The sequence below is a fragment of the Herbaspirillum sp. SJZ107 genome (genome assembly GCF_006715485.1).
In the GTDB taxonomy this organism is placed as follows: Bacteria; Pseudomonadota; Gammaproteobacteria; order Burkholderiales; family Burkholderiaceae_D; genus Telluria.
This window is the reverse complement of the sequence record NZ_VFNH01000002.1, coordinates 538,459-552,828: the sequence shown is the minus strand read 5'-3', so window position 1 is coordinate 552,828 and position 14,370 is coordinate 538,459. Positions and strand designations below refer to the sequence as shown.

General features: G+C 65.9%; 13 protein-coding genes. 7 read left to right on the top strand and 6 right to left on the bottom strand.

Annotated elements, in window-relative coordinates; all coding sequences use genetic code 11:
- Nucleotides 1-22: 22 nt before the first annotated feature.
- The 3 genes from xerD to FBX97_RS12185 form a co-directional block, all read right to left on the bottom strand.
- Nucleotides 23-928, bottom strand: coding sequence for a site-specific tyrosine recombinase XerD (gene xerD / locus FBX97_RS12195; protein ID WP_141831943.1), 906 nt, complete (start codon nt 926-928; stop codon nt 23-25).
- The gene (locus FBX97_RS12190; protein WP_141831941.1) at nt 901-1,431 is read right to left on the bottom strand and encodes a methylated-DNA--[protein]-cysteine S-methyltransferase; all 531 of its coding nucleotides are present in this window, start codon (nt 1,429-1,431) and stop codon (nt 901-903) included. The genes xerD and FBX97_RS12190 overlap by 28 nt, the downstream gene beginning before the upstream one ends.
- Nucleotides 1,432-1,911: 480 nt before the next feature.
- Nucleotides 1,912-2,934 (bottom strand): TRAP transporter substrate-binding protein, encoded by a 1,023-nt coding sequence (locus tag FBX97_RS12185; RefSeq protein ID WP_141831939.1) that lies wholly within the window; start codon nt 2,932-2,934, stop codon nt 1,912-1,914.
- A gap of 116 nt (nt 2,935-3,050) precedes the next feature.
- Between FBX97_RS12185 and FBX97_RS12180 the strand changes: the two genes are divergently transcribed.
- The 3 genes from FBX97_RS12180 (at nt 3,051) to FBX97_RS12170 (ending at nt 6,233) form a co-directional block, all read left to right on the top strand.
- Nucleotides 3,051-5,042: a nitrogen regulation protein NR(II) gene (locus FBX97_RS12180; protein WP_141831937.1), complete on the top strand. Its 1,992-nt coding sequence runs from the start codon at nt 3,051-3,053 to the stop codon at nt 5,040-5,042.
- Nucleotides 5,043-5,103: 61 nt separating this feature from the next.
- Nucleotides 5,104-5,724 (top strand): response regulator transcription factor, encoded by a 621-nt coding sequence (locus FBX97_RS12175; protein ID WP_141831936.1) that lies wholly within the window; start codon nt 5,104-5,106, stop codon nt 5,722-5,724.
- 83 nt (nt 5,725-5,807) lie between these two features.
- A complete protein-coding gene (locus tag FBX97_RS12170; RefSeq protein WP_255517440.1) occupies nt 5,808-6,233 on the top strand; it encodes a DUF3052 family protein in 426 nt (141 codons plus the stop codon).
- Here the strand turns inward: FBX97_RS12170 and queG are convergent.
- The gene (gene queG / locus FBX97_RS12165; RefSeq protein ID WP_141831934.1) at nt 6,207-7,322 is read right to left on the bottom strand and encodes a tRNA epoxyqueuosine(34) reductase QueG; all 1,116 of its coding nucleotides are present in this window, start codon (nt 7,320-7,322) and stop codon (nt 6,207-6,209) included. The two genes, FBX97_RS12170 and queG, sit on opposite strands and share 27 nt — an antisense overlap.
- 58 nt (nt 7,323-7,380) lie before the next feature.
- On the opposite strand from queG, the gene tsaE reads away from it, so the two are divergent.
- The 3 genes from tsaE to FBX97_RS12150 are packed head-to-tail and all read left to right on the top strand — an operon-like array spanning nt 7,381 to nt 10,213.
- The gene (tsaE, locus tag FBX97_RS12160; protein WP_141831932.1) at nt 7,381-7,866 is read left to right on the top strand and encodes a tRNA (adenosine(37)-N6)-threonylcarbamoyltransferase complex ATPase subunit type 1 TsaE; all 486 of its coding nucleotides are present in this window, start codon (nt 7,381-7,383) and stop codon (nt 7,864-7,866) included.
- A complete protein-coding gene (locus FBX97_RS12155) occupies nt 7,830-9,305 on the top strand; it encodes an N-acetylmuramoyl-L-alanine amidase (RefSeq protein WP_141831930.1) in 1,476 nt (491 codons plus the stop codon). Before tsaE ends, FBX97_RS12155 begins: the two co-directional genes overlap by 37 nt.
- A gap of 59 nt (nt 9,306-9,364) precedes the next feature.
- Entirely contained in the window at nt 9,365-10,213 is an 849-nt protein-coding gene (locus FBX97_RS12150; RefSeq protein WP_255517439.1) for a D-hexose-6-phosphate mutarotase, read from the top strand.
- 85 nt (nt 10,214-10,298) lie between these two features.
- On the opposite strand, the gene FBX97_RS12145 is transcribed toward FBX97_RS12150, so the two are convergent.
- Together FBX97_RS12145 and FBX97_RS12140 are read right to left on the bottom strand one after the other, a co-directional pair.
- Nucleotides 10,299-11,405 carry a carbonic anhydrase gene (locus FBX97_RS12145; RefSeq protein WP_141831926.1) on the bottom strand — a complete coding sequence of 369 codons (1,107 nt, stop codon included), beginning with the start codon at nt 11,403-11,405 and terminating at the stop codon, nt 10,299-10,301.
- Between the two features lie 139 nt (nt 11,406-11,544).
- The gene (locus FBX97_RS12140; RefSeq protein WP_141831924.1) at nt 11,545-12,189 is read right to left on the bottom strand and encodes a VTT domain-containing protein; all 645 of its coding nucleotides are present in this window, start codon (nt 12,187-12,189) and stop codon (nt 11,545-11,547) included.
- 141 nt (nt 12,190-12,330) lie between these two features.
- Here FBX97_RS12140 and mutL point away from each other — a divergent pair, with 141 nt between their 5' ends.
- Nucleotides 12,331-14,370 (top strand): DNA mismatch repair endonuclease MutL, encoded by a 2,040-nt coding sequence (mutL, locus tag FBX97_RS12135; RefSeq protein ID WP_141831922.1) that lies wholly within the window; start codon nt 12,331-12,333, stop codon nt 14,368-14,370.

Here is a 14,370-nt window from a genome sequence, read left to right as displayed (position 1 = left end):
GCCGGTGGCCGGGCCTTGAGATTTATCCGCGCGGGTGGTGCTGGGCGTGCAGGTGTTTCAGGCGCTCGCGCGCGACGTGGGTGTAGATCTGCGTGGTCGAAATATCGGAATGGCCCAGCAGCAGTTGTACGACGCGCAAGTCGGCGCCGTGGTTCAGCAGGTGGGTGGCGAATGCGTGGCGCAGCGTGTGCGGCGACAGCGGCGCAGTGATGCCGGCCCGGGCCGCATGCTTCTTGATGACGACCCAGAACATCTGGCGCGTCATGGCGCCGCCGCGGCCGGTGACGAACAGGGCATCGTCGACCTGGCCGTCCAGGATCTGACCACGCGCCTCCCTGAGGTAGCGTTCCAGCCAGTGGCGCGCCTGTTCGCCGAAGGGCACCAGTCGCGTCTTGCTGCCCTTGCCGGTGATGCGCAGCACACCGTCGTTCAGGCTCAGCTCGACCACTTTCAGGGTCACCAGTTCCGACACGCGCAAGCCGCTCGCATACATCAGTTCCAGCATGGTGCGCTCGCGCAGGCCCAGCGGCGTGCTCACGTCCGGCGCATTCAGCAAGGCGTCGACCTGGGCTTCGCTCAGGGTGTGCACGAAGCGCGCCGGCTGCTTCGCCGATGCCATCTTGAGGCAGGGATCGCTGCTGATGCGGCGTTCGCGCAGCGCCAGCTGGTAGAAGCGCTTCAGCACCGACAGGCGCCGGTTGGCCGAACTCGGCTTCGATTCTTCGTGGCGCTCGGCGAAATAGGCAGCAATGTCCTGCGGCTGCACTGCGTGCAGGTCGGCGCGCTCAGGGCGCTTGGCCTGCAGCCAGCGCGCGAACAGGCGCAGGTCGCGGCGGTAGGCGTCCAGCGAGTTCTTCGACAGCCCGTGCTCGAGCCAGAGCGTGTCGCAGAACGCGTCGATCAGGGGAAAATCGGCTGTTGTTGCCATGGCATGTCGGTGGCGAGCGCGCCTTCGTGGCGCAGCAGCCAGCGCTTGACCGAGAGGTGGAAGCCGTTTTCGTCGTCGTGGCTGGCAAAGCCGCCCAGGCCGCCGGCCGCGGTCACGCGGTGGCAGGGAACCACCAGCGGGAACCAGTTGGCGCCGCAGGCCTGGCCGACCGCGCGCGGATGCGATTCCAGCAACTTGGCGAGCTGGCCGTAGGTGCGCACGCTGCCGCGCGGGATCGCCCCGATCATGTCCCACACGCGGCGCTGGAATGCGGTGCCGGCCGCATGCAGCGGCAGGTCGAAACGGTATTCGGGATCGGCAAAATAGCGCATGACCTGCACGGCGGCCTGTTCGGCGACGGCGTCGAGCGGCGCCTTTTCCTGGTAATGCGGCGGCAGGTAGACCAGCTCGCGCAAACTGTCCTGTTCGGTGCGGATACCGATGGCCCCGAACGGCGCGGCCGTGATGGCGCTGAAGATCTCGCTGCCCTGTTGTGTATTCATCAGTCTAGTGTAAGACGCCGGTAGCGCCGCGGCAAGGGCCGGTGTCCGCCGCCGATAGATGCACAAGCGAAAAAAAAGCGCACCCTGGGGTGCGCTTCAATCTGGTTCACGTTCCCGGCCGCTCGGTCGTGCCGGCAGCATCATGTAAAACGTGTGTCTCCTCCAAACTTTTTTCCGGTAAATGAATGCGATGTACTTGTGGTACCGTCATTACCGCTTTTTCTACCTCTCCCCAACATGTATCCGGTTCGCCTTCCCTACGCACCAATGTAGTGCTGAAGGTGCTCCATCATAACGCATCCGCATAAGAAAAACGTACATTTCTATATACATTCACGGAATATATTTCAGCTATAACCAACTTAAAAACAACAGAAAGTGGGCTCAGCCGGCATTTCATTGCTGACAAGAAATTTGACAATCGAAAGTGTCAAGCCAGATCGTCAATCCTTATGCCGGATGCGTATAAATGGTGCAGGATCAACGATTCTGGGCCGTGGTCCGGTTGATCGATTCGATCAGCTCGGTCCCGATGCGCCCTTCCACCTGCTTCTGGACCGGCAGCAGCGCACGGCGCCAGGCAGCCTGCTGTTCCGGCGTGAGGGTGTAGACAGTGGTCTTGCCGGTCTTGCGGATCGTCTCGAGCGCGCGCTCGTTATCACGCTGGGCTATGGCTTTTTCGTAGATCGTGGCTTCGCGCAGCGCCCCTTCCAGCTGCGAACGGATATCGCGCGGCAAGCCATCCCAAAACTTCTTGTTGACGATCACGGCATACCCCAGGTAACCGTGGTTGGACACCGTCACGTGTTTCTGCACCTCGTTCATGCGCTGGGTCAGCATGTTCGACGGCGGGTTCTCGGTACCGTCGACCACGCCCGACTGCAGCGCCGGGTAGGCTTCCGAAAACGCCAGCACCTGGGGCACCGCGCCCAGCGCCCGCATCTGGGCATCGAGCACCTTGGACCCCTGGATGCGCATGCGCAGCCCGCGGAAGTCGGCCGGGTCGTGCAGCGGCCGGTTGGCCGACATCACCTTGAAGCCGTTGTCCCAGTAGGCCAGTCCGGTGAGTCCTTTCGATTCCAGCTTGCGCAGCAGGCTGCGCCCGATCGGCCCCTCGGTCACCGCGTTCAGCGCGGCCTTGGTGGGGAAGATATAAGGCAGGTCGAAGGCTTCGAATTCCTTCACGCCCAGCGGCCCGAACTTGGCCAGCGACGGCGCCAGCATCTGCACCGCGCCCAGCTGCAGGGCTTCCAGCTCTTCCTTGTCCTTGTAGAGCTGGCTGTTCGGGTAGACTTCGACCTTGACCCGCCCGCGCGTCATCTGTTCGGCCAGCACCCGGAAGCGCTCGGCCGCCAGCCCCTTGGGCGCGCCCGGTGCGACCACATGGCTGAACTTGATGATGATGGGGGCCTGGGCCCGGGCGCTGCCGGTGCCGACCGCGGCACAAATGCCGATAATGATGGGCAGCGAGGCCAGCGCGGCCAGGGCGGCTTTGATCCGCATGACGTTTCCTCTGACTGAAGCAATACAGGTATATTCTGAAGCTGGCCCCAGTGTGCCGTTTCCCGGACGGCGCCGCCATCGTGGAAAACCGCAAGGCCGGCAGCAACGCAACCGATATGAAGAATCCATTTACGACGCCCCGCCCCGTTCCCGAAGGCCCCTGGCGCTGGCTGGTGCCGGTGCTGCTGGTGCTGCTGTTCCTGCTGGTACTGCTGTGGCTGCCCTGGCAGGCGCGCCAGATGGAAGCCAACGAACGCCAGGAACAGCTGATCGCCGACACCCTGTGGGTCGAGCAGACGCTGCGCTTCGAACTGGCGCGCAGCGAAGAGGCGCTGGCCACGCTCGGCGCCGACCTGGTGGTGGAAGCGCCGGCAGCGAACGTGCTGCAGGCGCGCCTGGCGCAGATGTTCAAGAACGGCCACGAACTGCGGCGCGTGGTCTGGCTCGGCCCCGACGGCAGCGTGCGGGCGCTGCGCGGCATGGAATTGCCGGCCGCCGGCCTGACCGAATCCTCGCGCGAGGCGGCCGAGATGGCGCGCACCACGCGCGCCGGCCGCTACAGCGAACCGTATGGCGCCACCGCGGCGCTGCATGGCCTGGTCGACTTCCATTTGCCGCTGTACCGTGCCGGCACCTATGCCGGCAGCCTGGTCGCCACCTACAACCTGCAGACCCTGCTCGACGAAAACGTGCCCTGGTGGTTCGCCCAGGACAACGCGCTGTCCCTGCTCGACCGCGACGACCGCGTGGTGGCCCAGCGCGCCGCCGGCGGCCCGGGACGCGGGGTCTACACCCACAAGCGCGCGCTCGACCTGCCCGGCTCGCAGATCGTGCTGGCCACCGACAGCGTCAAGGGCGCGCCGAAGCTGCTGCCGAACCTGCTGGTGGGTTCGGTGATCGTGCTGGCGCTCGGGCTGGTGCTGTCGCTGGTCGCGCTGTGGCGCCACATCGCGCGCACCATCGCCGCCGAGAACGCGCTGCGCCAGCAGATGGCGTTCCGCACCGCGATGGAAGATTCGCTGCTGACCGGCCTGCGCGCGCGCGACCTGGAAGGCCGCGTCACCTACGTCAACCCGGCCTTCTGCCGCATGGTCGGCCTGCCGCGCGAGGAACTGCTGGGCAAGAAACCACCGATGCCCTACTGGGCGCCGGAAGCCATGGCCGAGTACGAACAGCGCTTCCGCAAGGTGCTGGCGGGCCAGGCCACGCCGCAGTTCGAGACCGTGTTCCAGCGGACCGACGGCGTGCGCGTGCCGGTGCTGATCTTCGAGGCGCCGCTGGTCGACAACCACGGCCGCCATACCGGGTGGATGAGCTCCGTGCTCGACATCACCGACCGCAAGCGCGCCGAGGAACTCAACCGCCAGCAGCAGGAAAAACTGGAAACCAGCGCGCGCCTGTCGACCATGGGCGAGATCTCATCGATGCTGGCGCACGAGCTGAACCAGCCGCTGGCGGCGATTTCCAGCTACACCGCCGGCGCCTTGAATGTGCTGAACCGGGCCAACGCGGATGACGTCAGCGGGCCGGGTGCATCGCCCGCGCTCGACATCGGCATGCTCAAGCGCGCGCTGGAACAGGCGAACACCCAGGCCCGGCGCGCCGGCCAGGTGATCCGCAGCGTGCACGAATTCGTCAAGAAGCGCGAGCCGCACCGCGAGAACGTGGCGATGCAGCAGGTGGTCGACGGCATCCGCGCGCTGATCGACATGCAGGCGCGCCAGAGCTACGTGACGCTGCAGGTCGACTTCCCGCCGGCGCTGCCGCCGGTGCTGGCCGACCGCGTGCTGCTCGAGCAGGTGCTGCTGAACCTGACCCGCAACGCGATCGAGGCGATGCAGGACATTGCGCCCGAGCGGCGCCTGCTGCGCATCACGGCGCAGGAAACCGATGCCCAGGTGGCGGTCTCGGTCATCGACAATGGCCACGGCATCGCGCCCGAAGTGGCCGAGCGCCTGTTCTCGCCCTTCTTCTCGACCAAGGCCGAGGGCATGGGCATGGGCCTGTCGATCTGCCGCACCGCGATCGAATTCCACGGCGGCACCCTGAGCCACGCCGACAATCCGGGCGGCGGCACCATCTTCACGTTCGCCCTGCAAAAAGCATGAGCACCTGCCGAGAGGCAAACGCTGAGCTAAAATAACCGCCCAATAAAAGGAGATCCATCGCATGCTGCATATCGTCGACGACGAAGACGTCATCCGCGACGCCCTCGAATGGCTGGCGCAATCGCGCGGGCTGGCGGCGCGCGGCCATGCCGGCGGCCAGGCCTTTCTCGATGCCCTCGGCGAACAGGTACAAGCCGCCGACGCCGACGGCGCAGGCGGCGCCAGCGCAGCGAGTGGCGACTGCGTGCTGCTCGACGTGCGCATGCCCGGCATGAACGGCATCGCGGTATTCGACCAGCTGGTCGCGCGCGGCCTGCTGGCGCGCCTGCCGGTGATCTTCCTGACCGGCCACGGCGACGTGCCGATGGCGGTCGACTCGCTCAAGCGCGGCGCCTTCGATTTCTTCGAAAAGCCGTTCAACGACAACCAGCTGATGGACCGCGTGGAAGAAGCCATGGCAGCCTCGCGCAAGGCCGCCGGCGCGGCCGCGGTGCACGCGCGCCTGGCGACCTTGTCGGCACGCGAGCGCGAAGTCCTCGACCTGATCCTGGCCGGCAACATGAACAAGGTCGTGGCCGACAAACTCGGCATTTCCATGCGCACGGTGGAGGTGCACCGGGCGCACATTTTCGACAAGATGCAGGTCAAGACGGCAGTGGAACTGGCAGGGCTGTTGAAGTAATCCCGTCTACGGAACAGGCGCGCACAACAGGTTGTTGCCTCCAAGCTTTTCGCAAGTTCGCTTGTAAAATCATTGAACACCCCATGGCCCCACCGGCCATGCAAGAAAAATTCTTCAGGGAAGAACAGATGAGCGAAAAGACGATTGCAGACAAGATGTTTTTGCGGACCGCGAAATCGATGCTGATCTTGAACGGAAGCGTTCACCCCGGCATGGTCGCGCAGATGCCTCCCAACCTGATCAAGAGTGATCAAGAAAAAGTAGACGTGGTATTGCTGTTCGCAATGAACCGCAAGGAACTCGAGCAGTATTTCCCGACCGCCAAGGAACGCATGGGCGACAAGGGGTCGCTGTGGGTGGCTTACCTGAAGCAGACCGCTTCCAAGGCCACCGATATTAATCGCGACTCGATCAATGCCTATGCAAAGGAAAACGGTATCACAGGTGTGGCGATGATCTCGATCGACGGCGACTGGTCGGCATTACGCATGAAGCGCATCGAGCTGTAGCACGACCCCGTGGCGCGCCAGCGCCCAGGCCACGTGCTCGCGCACCAGCGCCGACGGATGCGCTGCGCGGGCCTGCAGGGCAGCCACGATGGCCGGGTCGCCCGGGCGCTCCGCCGCTGCATTACCGAGTCCCACCGCCAGGTTGCGCAGCCAGCGCTCATGGCCGATGCGGCGGATCGGACTGCCCTCCATGCGGCGATTGAATTCTTCCTCTTCCCAGGCAAATAGGTCCACCAGGCTGGCCGCGCCGAGGCCGTTGCGCTCGTCGAAGTCGGGCAGCATGCCGCGCTGCGCGAACTTGTTCCACGGGCACACTAGCTGGCAATCGTCGCAGCCGTAGATACGGTTGCCGATCAGCGGCCGGAATTCTTCCGGAATACTGCCCTTCAATTCGATCGTCAGGTAGGAGATGCAGCGCCGCGCATCGAGCCGCCCCGGCCCGAGGATGGCGCCGGTCGGGCAGGCGCCGATGCAGGCCTCGCACTGGCCGCAGTGGGCACCGCCGGGTTCGTCCACCGGCAGCGGCAGATCGACCAGGATCTCGCCGATGAAGAAGGTCGAGCCGGCTTCGCGCGACAGCAGCAGGGTATGCTTGCCGCGCCAGCCCAGTCCCGCCTTTTGCGCCAGCGGCAATTCCATCACCGGCGCCGAATCGGTGAACACGCGGTAGCCGTAGTCGCCGATGGCCGCCCTGACCTTCTCGGCCAGCGCCTGCAGGCGGTTGCGCAAGACCTTGTGGTAATCGCGTCCGCGGGCATAGACCGAGACCACGGCCGCCTGCGGATCCTGCTGGCGCAGGCGTTCGCGGGCGCGCCAGTCGTCCGCGGTGGCGCGCGGCAGGTAGTCCATGCGCGCGCTGATCACGCGCACCGTGCCGGGCACCAGTTCGGCCGGCCGGGCGCGCTTCATGCCGTGGCTTGCCATATAATCCATCTCGCCATGGTGGCCTGCGTCAAGCCAGGCTTGCAGCCCGGCTTCCGTATGCGCCAGGTCAACGTCCGTGATGCGGACGTCGGCAAAGCCGAGTTCGGCGCCCCATGCCTTGATGGCTTGCGCGAGTTGGTCGAGGTCGGGAGAAGCGTCGGACATGGTGGGAAAGTTGACAACACGATGCGGCGCAAGCGTCCGCAACACACTATTTTAATTGATGCAGTCCATAAGAACTTATCTTCCTGATGAAGACGCGACCCGCGCCCTGGGCGGCGCCCTGGCGCGCGCGCTGGAGCCGGGCCTGGTGATCTACCTGCACGGCGACCTCGGCGCCGGCAAGACCGCCCTCACGCGCGCGCTGCTGCACGCGGCCGGCCACCAGGGCGCGGTCAAGAGCCCGACCTATACGCTGTCGGAACCCTACCGCATCCGCCTCGGCGGCCAGCCGGTCGAGCTGATCCACTACGACCTGTACCGCATGTCGAGTCCGGAAGAATTTTTGGACGCCGGCTTCCGCGAAGATTTCAATGGTCACAACATTTGCATCGTCGAATGGCCGGAAAAAGGCGAGCCGGTGTTGCCGCCACCCGACGTGAACGTGTTGCTGGAAGTCAGCGGGCTCGGGCGTACTGTAGAATTGCAGGCGTTGTCCGACTTGGGCCTGCTATGCCTCGAACGCCTGCACTACCCCCCGACTCCCTGATTCCCGATGAGCTCATTGGCTCGAGAACACGGCGTGCCACCCTGAAAAAAGGCGGCACGCTGCTGCTGTCGGTGCTCGCGCCTGCCCTGCTGCCCACAAGCGCCATGGCTGCCCAGATCATGGCCGTGCGCGTCTGGCCGGCCGACGACTACACCCGCGTCACGCTGGAAAACGACGGCGAGCTGAAAACCACCCATTTCATGGTGCCCGACCCGCCGCGGCTGGTCGTCGACATCGATGGCCTGGCCCTCAACGACACCCTCAAAAGCCTGGTCGCCAAGGTCGAATCGAACGATCCCTACATCAAGCAGGTGCGGGTCGGCCAGAACCGCCCGAACGTGGTGCGCCTGGTATTCGACCTGAAGGAAACCGTCAAGCCGCAGGTGTTCACGCTCGATCCGGTGGCCGGCTACCGGCACCGCCTGATCTTCGACCTGTATCCCGTCAAGCCGGTCGATCCGCTGACGGCGATGATCGACAAGGAAAAGTGGAGCGGCAGCGAAGTCGCGGCCGCCACCCCGACGCCGAGCGCCCAGCCGGGCGCCCCGAGCGTCGGCCAGGTCGGCCCGGCCGCGGTGGCCCAGCTGGAAGCCGACGCCGCCCGCGCCGGCACCACGCCGGCCCAGCCGCAGCCGAGCACGCCGCAACCGCCGGCCGCGGTCCGCAATCAGGCACAAGCGCAGGCAAAGGTGGAGGCCCATCCGAAGGCCGCGCCGGGCCAGAAGGTGACGCGCATGGTCACCATCGCGCTCGATCCCGGCCATGGCGGCGAGGACCCGGGCGCGACCGGCGCCACCGGCGTGCACGAAAAGGACATCGTGCTGTCGGTCGCCAAGCGCCTGAAGGCCAAGCTGGAAGAGTTGCCGAACACGCGCGTGATGCTGACCCGCGACGCCGACTTCTTCGTGCCGCTCGGCCAGCGCGTGGAAAAGGCGAGAAAGGTACAGGCCGACCTGTTCGTGTCGATCCACGCCGATGCCTTCGTCCAGCCGAGCGCGCGCGGCTCGTCGGTGTTCGTGCTGTCGGAAAAAGGCGCGAGTTCGAGCGCCGCGCGCTGGCTGGCCAACGACCAGAACAAGGCCGACCTGATCGGCGGCACCAATTTCGCGTCGCACGACAAGGACATCGCCAGCGTGCTGTTCGACCTGTCGACCACGGCCCAGATCAACGACAGCCTCAAGCTGGGCAAGGCCGTGCTGTCCGAGATCGGCGGCATCAACCGCCTGCACAAGGGCTCGGTCGAACAGGCCGGCTTTGCGGTGCTGAAGGCGCCCGACATCCCCTCGATCCTGGTCGAGACCGCTTTCATCTCGAATCCGGAAGAGGAAGCGCGGCTGAAGGACGACGGCTATCAAAATCAACTGGCCGACGCGATCACCAAAGGCATCAAGCGCTACTTCGCGTACAATCCGCCGCTGGCGAAGAGCCGCATGACTTGATCCCGATGGCGTGGTTGCCGCGCGTGACGACTCCATTGGTTTTACCTGAGGAGAGGCCCGTGAGCGCAACCACCACGCAGTTTGGGCAATTGCCCGCCTTACAACTTCGCGCGCCCGACGGCGCCGAAGCGACCATCACCCTGTATGGTGCCCACCTGCTGTCATGGAAAACCCCGCCCAGCCCGCAGGCCAGCGCGGCCGGCGCGGTGGGCTTGCAGGCACCGGCAGCGCAGGAACGCCTGTTCCTCAGCACCCTGTCCGCGCTCGACGGCAGCCGCGCGATCCGCGGTGGCGTGCCGGTGATCTTTCCCCAGTTCGCCGAACGCGGCAGCGGCATGCGCCACGGCTTCGCGCGCGTCAGCACCTGGCGCGTACTCGAGTCGGGCGAGCAGGACGGCGCCGCGTTCGCCGTGCTGGGCCTGTCGCAGGCCGACCTGGCGCCCGCGCTGGCGGCCGCCTGGCCGGCGCCGTTCGAACTGTCGCTGCGGGTGACGGTGGGGGCGCAGACCCTGGCCCTGCAGCTGGAGGTGCGCAACACCGGCACCGAGGCCTTCCCGTTCTCCGCCGCGCTGCACACTTATTACCTGGTCGAAGACGTGGAAGCGGTGCGCATCGACGGCGTGCAGGCCGAGACGCTGGCGATTACCGACAAGCTGGACCAGGTGTTCGAGGGGATCGCCGGCAACATCGTGTTCGATACCGGGGCCGACAAGCTGGGGTTGCAGCAGAGCGGCTTTAGCGATGCGGTCGTGTGGAATCCGGGAGCGGCCGATGCGGCCGCGCTGAACGATATGGACGATGACGAGTACCGGCAATTTGTCTGCATCGAGCCGGCCTTGCTGGGGCCGCAGGTGCTGGAGCCGGGCGGGAGCTGGCGCGGGGAGCACCGGGTGGTGGTGTCGGCTTGATGGTTCGCCGACTCCACCTGAATCGTTAGCTTGTAAACGTCGCCCCTGCGCAGGCAGGGGCGACGGTGGCTGCGCTAAGCCAGCCTCAGTTCGACTCCTTGATCATCCGCCCCGCCGTCGACTGCACCGGCCGCGCATTCAGCGGATACAGCCGCGAAAACAGGGCCATCTGCGCCGGCGACGCCTGGCGCGGCTGCTTGAACACCATCCACAGCACACCCTCGGTGCACGGCGGTTCGCTCAGGGACCCCATGTAAGTGAAATACTCGCGCTTTTCCGGCAGCGCATCGGTCGGGTCGATCACGATCGCCGGCGACACGGTCTCGTGCTTTTCCAGCGGCAGGTTGTCCCAGACCGTCTGCATCAGGCCGTGCGGCTGGCCGCGTTCGAGCAGCACGGCGATGATCGCGATCTTGCCGTCGGCGCTCTTGTGCACCATGTGCATGACCATTTCCGTGCCCTTGCCGTTGATCTTTTCCTCCGACGGACGGTGGAAGTGGAATTGCTGCAGCTCATAGGTCTGGTTGCCGACCGTGATGAAATTGCCGCTGCCGACTTCGACCTGGATCGTGCGGCCATTGTTGACCTCGCTGAACGAGGACGGGTGGTAATCGAAGCTGATCTGTTCGAGGTTGACCTTGATGCCGTCGCGCAGGTCGATCGGCGACTGGCGGTTGCCGGTGGCGCACTTGGCCCAGCCGTCGTTGATCTTCGACCAGTTGGCGGGACCGAGTTCGCCCTCGTAGGACCAGTCGGTGCCACGCTTCGGTGCGGCGGCAGCCGTGATCGCCGCTGCGGCGGCGGCGACGGCGGCCTGCTCTTCCTGCTTGCGGCGGGCATCGGCCACCTTCCTGGCGCGCGCGGCGGCGCCGGCGCGCGCCTGCTGGCGCTCGCGCAGCTCGGCCAGGCGCTCGGCGATCTTGGCGGACAGCGCGACTTCGGCGTCCTCTTCCTTGGCGCTTGCAGCCGGTGCAGCGGCCGCAGCGGCCGGCCCGCCTGCAACCTTGGCATCGGCGGCCGCCACCAGTTTCTTGACCGCGTCGGAAGACGTGGTTTTGGCGCTTGCCGGCATGGAAGCCGACGCCGGTTTCGAGATGGAGGCCGCGAGCTTGGCTGCCGCGGCGGCAGGATCGTTCGCGCTTGCGCTCATGGCGACACAGCAGCAAGCGAACAGGGCGATCAGGTTACGCATGGGATTCCAGTAATGAAGCAGTCCATGCTTTAACGGGTTGCCGTAGGCAAACTTGAGGGCCGCATCCCCCCGTAAACGCACAGCGCGCCGTCGATGCGGCGCGCTGGCTGACCTGACAATGTCGAGGTGTTATCGGGTGTTATCGGCTCAACATGCGGCGCCCGAACTTGTAGATGCCACCCAGCGCCAGCGGCACGATCGCGGCGCCGACACCGATCAGCACGATCGCGGTCAGGTGGTCGCGGATCACCGGGATATTGCCGAAGAAATAGCCGGCGGTCACCAGACCGGCCACCCACAGCACGGCGCCGGTGATGTTGAACATCTGGAAGCGGGTATGCGTCATGTCGGACACGCCGGCCACGAACGGGGCAAAGGTCCGCACCACAGGCACGAAGCGCGCCAGGATGATGGTCTTGCCGCCATGCTTTTCGAAGAAGTCGTGGGTGCGTTTCAGTGCATCCTTGTTGATCCAGCGGTAGTCCTGGGTGAACATGCGCTGGCCGATGGCTTCGCCGATATGATAGTTCAGGGTATTCCCGGTGACGGCGGCCAGGATCAGGAGCCCCATCAGCAGCGGATAACTCATCTCGCCGGTGGCGCAGAAGGCGCCCGCGATGAACAGCAGGGTGTCGCCGGGGAAGAAGAACAGGACCACCAGGCCGGTCTCGCAAAACACGATGGCGAACAGTACTGCGTAGACATAGATGCCGTACTGGCTGAGCAACATGCCCAGGGTTTTATCGACATGAAGAATCATGTCGAAAAATTGCATGAAATCCATAGTAGTCCTAAACGGTAGCGCAGCATCATACCACCAGTCTGCCCCGATAAATGGCCGGAAACACAACTTAAGCAACAGAATCGCGACACCCTGCGATGGGCCCCGGTTTGAGTTGGCGCACGCCGAGCTATAATGTGTCGGATGAACGCTCCGGTCCCTACCCATCGCCCGATCCAGCAGCTGCCCGATCAGCTGATCTCGCAAATCGCCGCCGGCGAGGTGGTCGAGCGGCCATCGGCCGTGGTAAAGGAGCTGCTCGAGAATGCGCTCGACGCCGGCGCGACCCAGGTCACGATCCGTCTCGAGGAAGGCGGCGTCAAGCGCATCGCCATCACCGACAACGGCAAGGGCATCCCGCCGGAAGAGCTGCCGCTGGCGCTGGCGCGCCATGCGACCTCCAAGATCGCCTCGCTGGCCGAACTGGAAAACGTGAACACGCTCGGCTTCCGCGGCGAGGCGCTGGCCTCGATCGCCTCGGTGGCGGCGGTGTCGATCACCTCGCGCACGGCCAACGCGCCGCATGCGTGGGAAATCGTCGGCTCGCACCTGGGGGTGGTAGCGCCCTCGTCCGGCGCCTTCGGTACCACGATCGACGTCCAGGACCTGTATTTCAACACGCCGGCGCGCCGCAAGTTTTTGAAGTCCGAGCAGACCGAATACGGCCACTGCGCCGAAGTCGTGCGCCGCATCGCGCTGGCGCGGCCCGACGTCTCGTTCAGCCTGACCCACAACGGCCGCACCATCGACCACTGGAACGTCAGCGAAGCCGCCAAGCGCAGCGCCCAGATCCTCGGCAACGATTTCGCCGAGGCGCGCCTGGCGGTCGAGGAAGCCGCCGGCCCGCTGCGCCTGCAGGGCTACGTCGGCTTGCCGACCGCCTCCAAGGCGCGCGCCGACGGCCAGTTCTTCTACGTGAACGGCCGCTTCGTGCGCGACAAGCTGCTGGTGCACGCGGTGAAAGCCGCCTACGAGGACGTGCTGCACGGCGACCGCTTCCCGACCTATGTGCTGGCGCTCGAACTCGACCCGGCGATGGTCGACGTCAACGTGCACCCGTCCAAGATCGAAGTGCGCTTCCGCGACAGCCGCGCCGTGCACCAGTTCGTGTTCCACGCGGTGCAGCGCACGCTGGCCCAGACTTCGGCGACCGCCCACGGCAACGCGCCGGCGCCGGTCAGCGCGGCCGAGATCACGGCGTCGCGCACCTCGCTCGACAGCATCCTGGGCCGTGGCCCGGGCGGCAACTTCGGCCTCGGCGGCAGCCCGGGTGGTGGTGGTGGTGGTGGTGGTGGCGGTGGTGGCGGTGGTGGCTCAAGCAGCAGCGGCACCCCGGCCTGGCGCCGTCCGCACGAACAGACCTCGTTCGGCAGCCAGCTGACCTCGACCTTCTCGCCTTCGCCCTTCCCGCCCGGCAGCCGCTGGGATGCGCCGGGCGTCGGTACGCCGACCAGCGCCGGCGTCCCGCAGCGCACCGACAGCTACGGCGCCCTGTTCAAATCGGACCGCGCAGCGGACGCGCCGGCCAGCGGCAGCGCGGTGCGCGAAGCCAGCTTGCCGGAGACCACGCAACCGGCCTCCGACGACGACTTCCCGCTCGGCTTCGCGCTGGCCCAGCTGCACGGCATCTACATCCTGGCCCAGAACCGCAAGGGCCTGGTGCTGGTCGACATGCATGCGGCCCACGAACGCATCCTGTACGAGCAGATCAAGAACGCGCTCGACGCCCAGGCCGGCGGCGAGCAGATGCAGGTGCAGCAGCTCCTGATCCCGGTGACCTTCTTCGCCGACGCGATCGAAGTCGGCACCGTGCAGGAAAACCAGGACACCCTGAAGGCGCTCGGCTTCGACATCGCCGCGCTGTCGCCGACCACCCTCGCGGTGCGCGCCGTGCCGACGCTGCTGAAGAACGCCGACGCCCAGACCCTGGCGCGCGACGTCCTGCGCGACGTGCGAGAGTATGGCGGCTCGCGCGTGCTGATCGAGCGCCGCAACGAATTGCTCGGCACCCTCGCCTGCCACACGGCGGTGCGCGCCAACCGCATCCTGGCGGTGCCCGAGATGAACGCCCTGCTGCGCCAGATGGAAGCGACCGAACGCGCCGACCAGTGCAACCATGGCCGCCCGACCTGGGTCCAACTCGAGATTTCCGCGCTCGACAAACTGTTCCTGCGCGGCCAGTAA

What these genes read in the sequence shown, in the direction of transcription:
- xerD (WP_141831943.1), bottom strand. Translation starts at nt 928, where the DNA reads ATGGCAACAACAGCCGATTTTCCCCTGATCGACGCGTTCTGCGACACG.
- FBX97_RS12190 (WP_141831941.1), bottom strand. Translation starts at nt 1,431, where the DNA reads ATGAATACACAACAGGGCAGCGAGATCTTCAGCGCCATCACGGCCGCG.
- FBX97_RS12185 (WP_141831939.1), bottom strand. Translation starts at nt 2,934, where the DNA reads ATGCGGATCAAAGCCGCCCTGGCCGCGCTGGCCTCGCTGCCCATCATT.
- FBX97_RS12180 (WP_141831937.1), top strand. Translation starts at nt 3,051, where the DNA reads ATGAAGAATCCATTTACGACGCCCCGCCCCGTTCCCGAAGGCCCCTGG.
- FBX97_RS12175 (WP_141831936.1), top strand. Translation starts at nt 5,104, where the DNA reads ATGCTGCATATCGTCGACGACGAAGACGTCATCCGCGACGCCCTCGAA.
- FBX97_RS12170 (WP_255517440.1), top strand. Translation starts at nt 5,808, where the DNA reads ATGGCCCCACCGGCCATGCAAGAAAAATTCTTCAGGGAAGAACAGATG.
- queG (WP_141831934.1), bottom strand. Translation starts at nt 7,322, where the DNA reads ATGTCCGACGCTTCTCCCGACCTCGACCAACTCGCGCAAGCCATCAAG.
- tsaE (WP_141831932.1), top strand. Translation starts at nt 7,381, where the DNA reads ATGCAGTCCATAAGAACTTATCTTCCTGATGAAGACGCGACCCGCGCC.
- FBX97_RS12155 (WP_141831930.1), top strand. Translation starts at nt 7,830, where the DNA reads ATGCCTCGAACGCCTGCACTACCCCCCGACTCCCTGATTCCCGATGAG.
- FBX97_RS12145 (WP_141831926.1), bottom strand. Translation starts at nt 11,405, where the DNA reads ATGCGTAACCTGATCGCCCTGTTCGCTTGCTGCTGTGTCGCCATGAGC.
- FBX97_RS12140 (WP_141831924.1), bottom strand. Translation starts at nt 12,189, where the DNA reads ATGGATTTCATGCAATTTTTCGACATGATTCTTCATGTCGATAAAACC.
- mutL (WP_141831922.1), top strand. Translation starts at nt 12,331, where the DNA reads ATGAACGCTCCGGTCCCTACCCATCGCCCGATCCAGCAGCTGCCCGAT.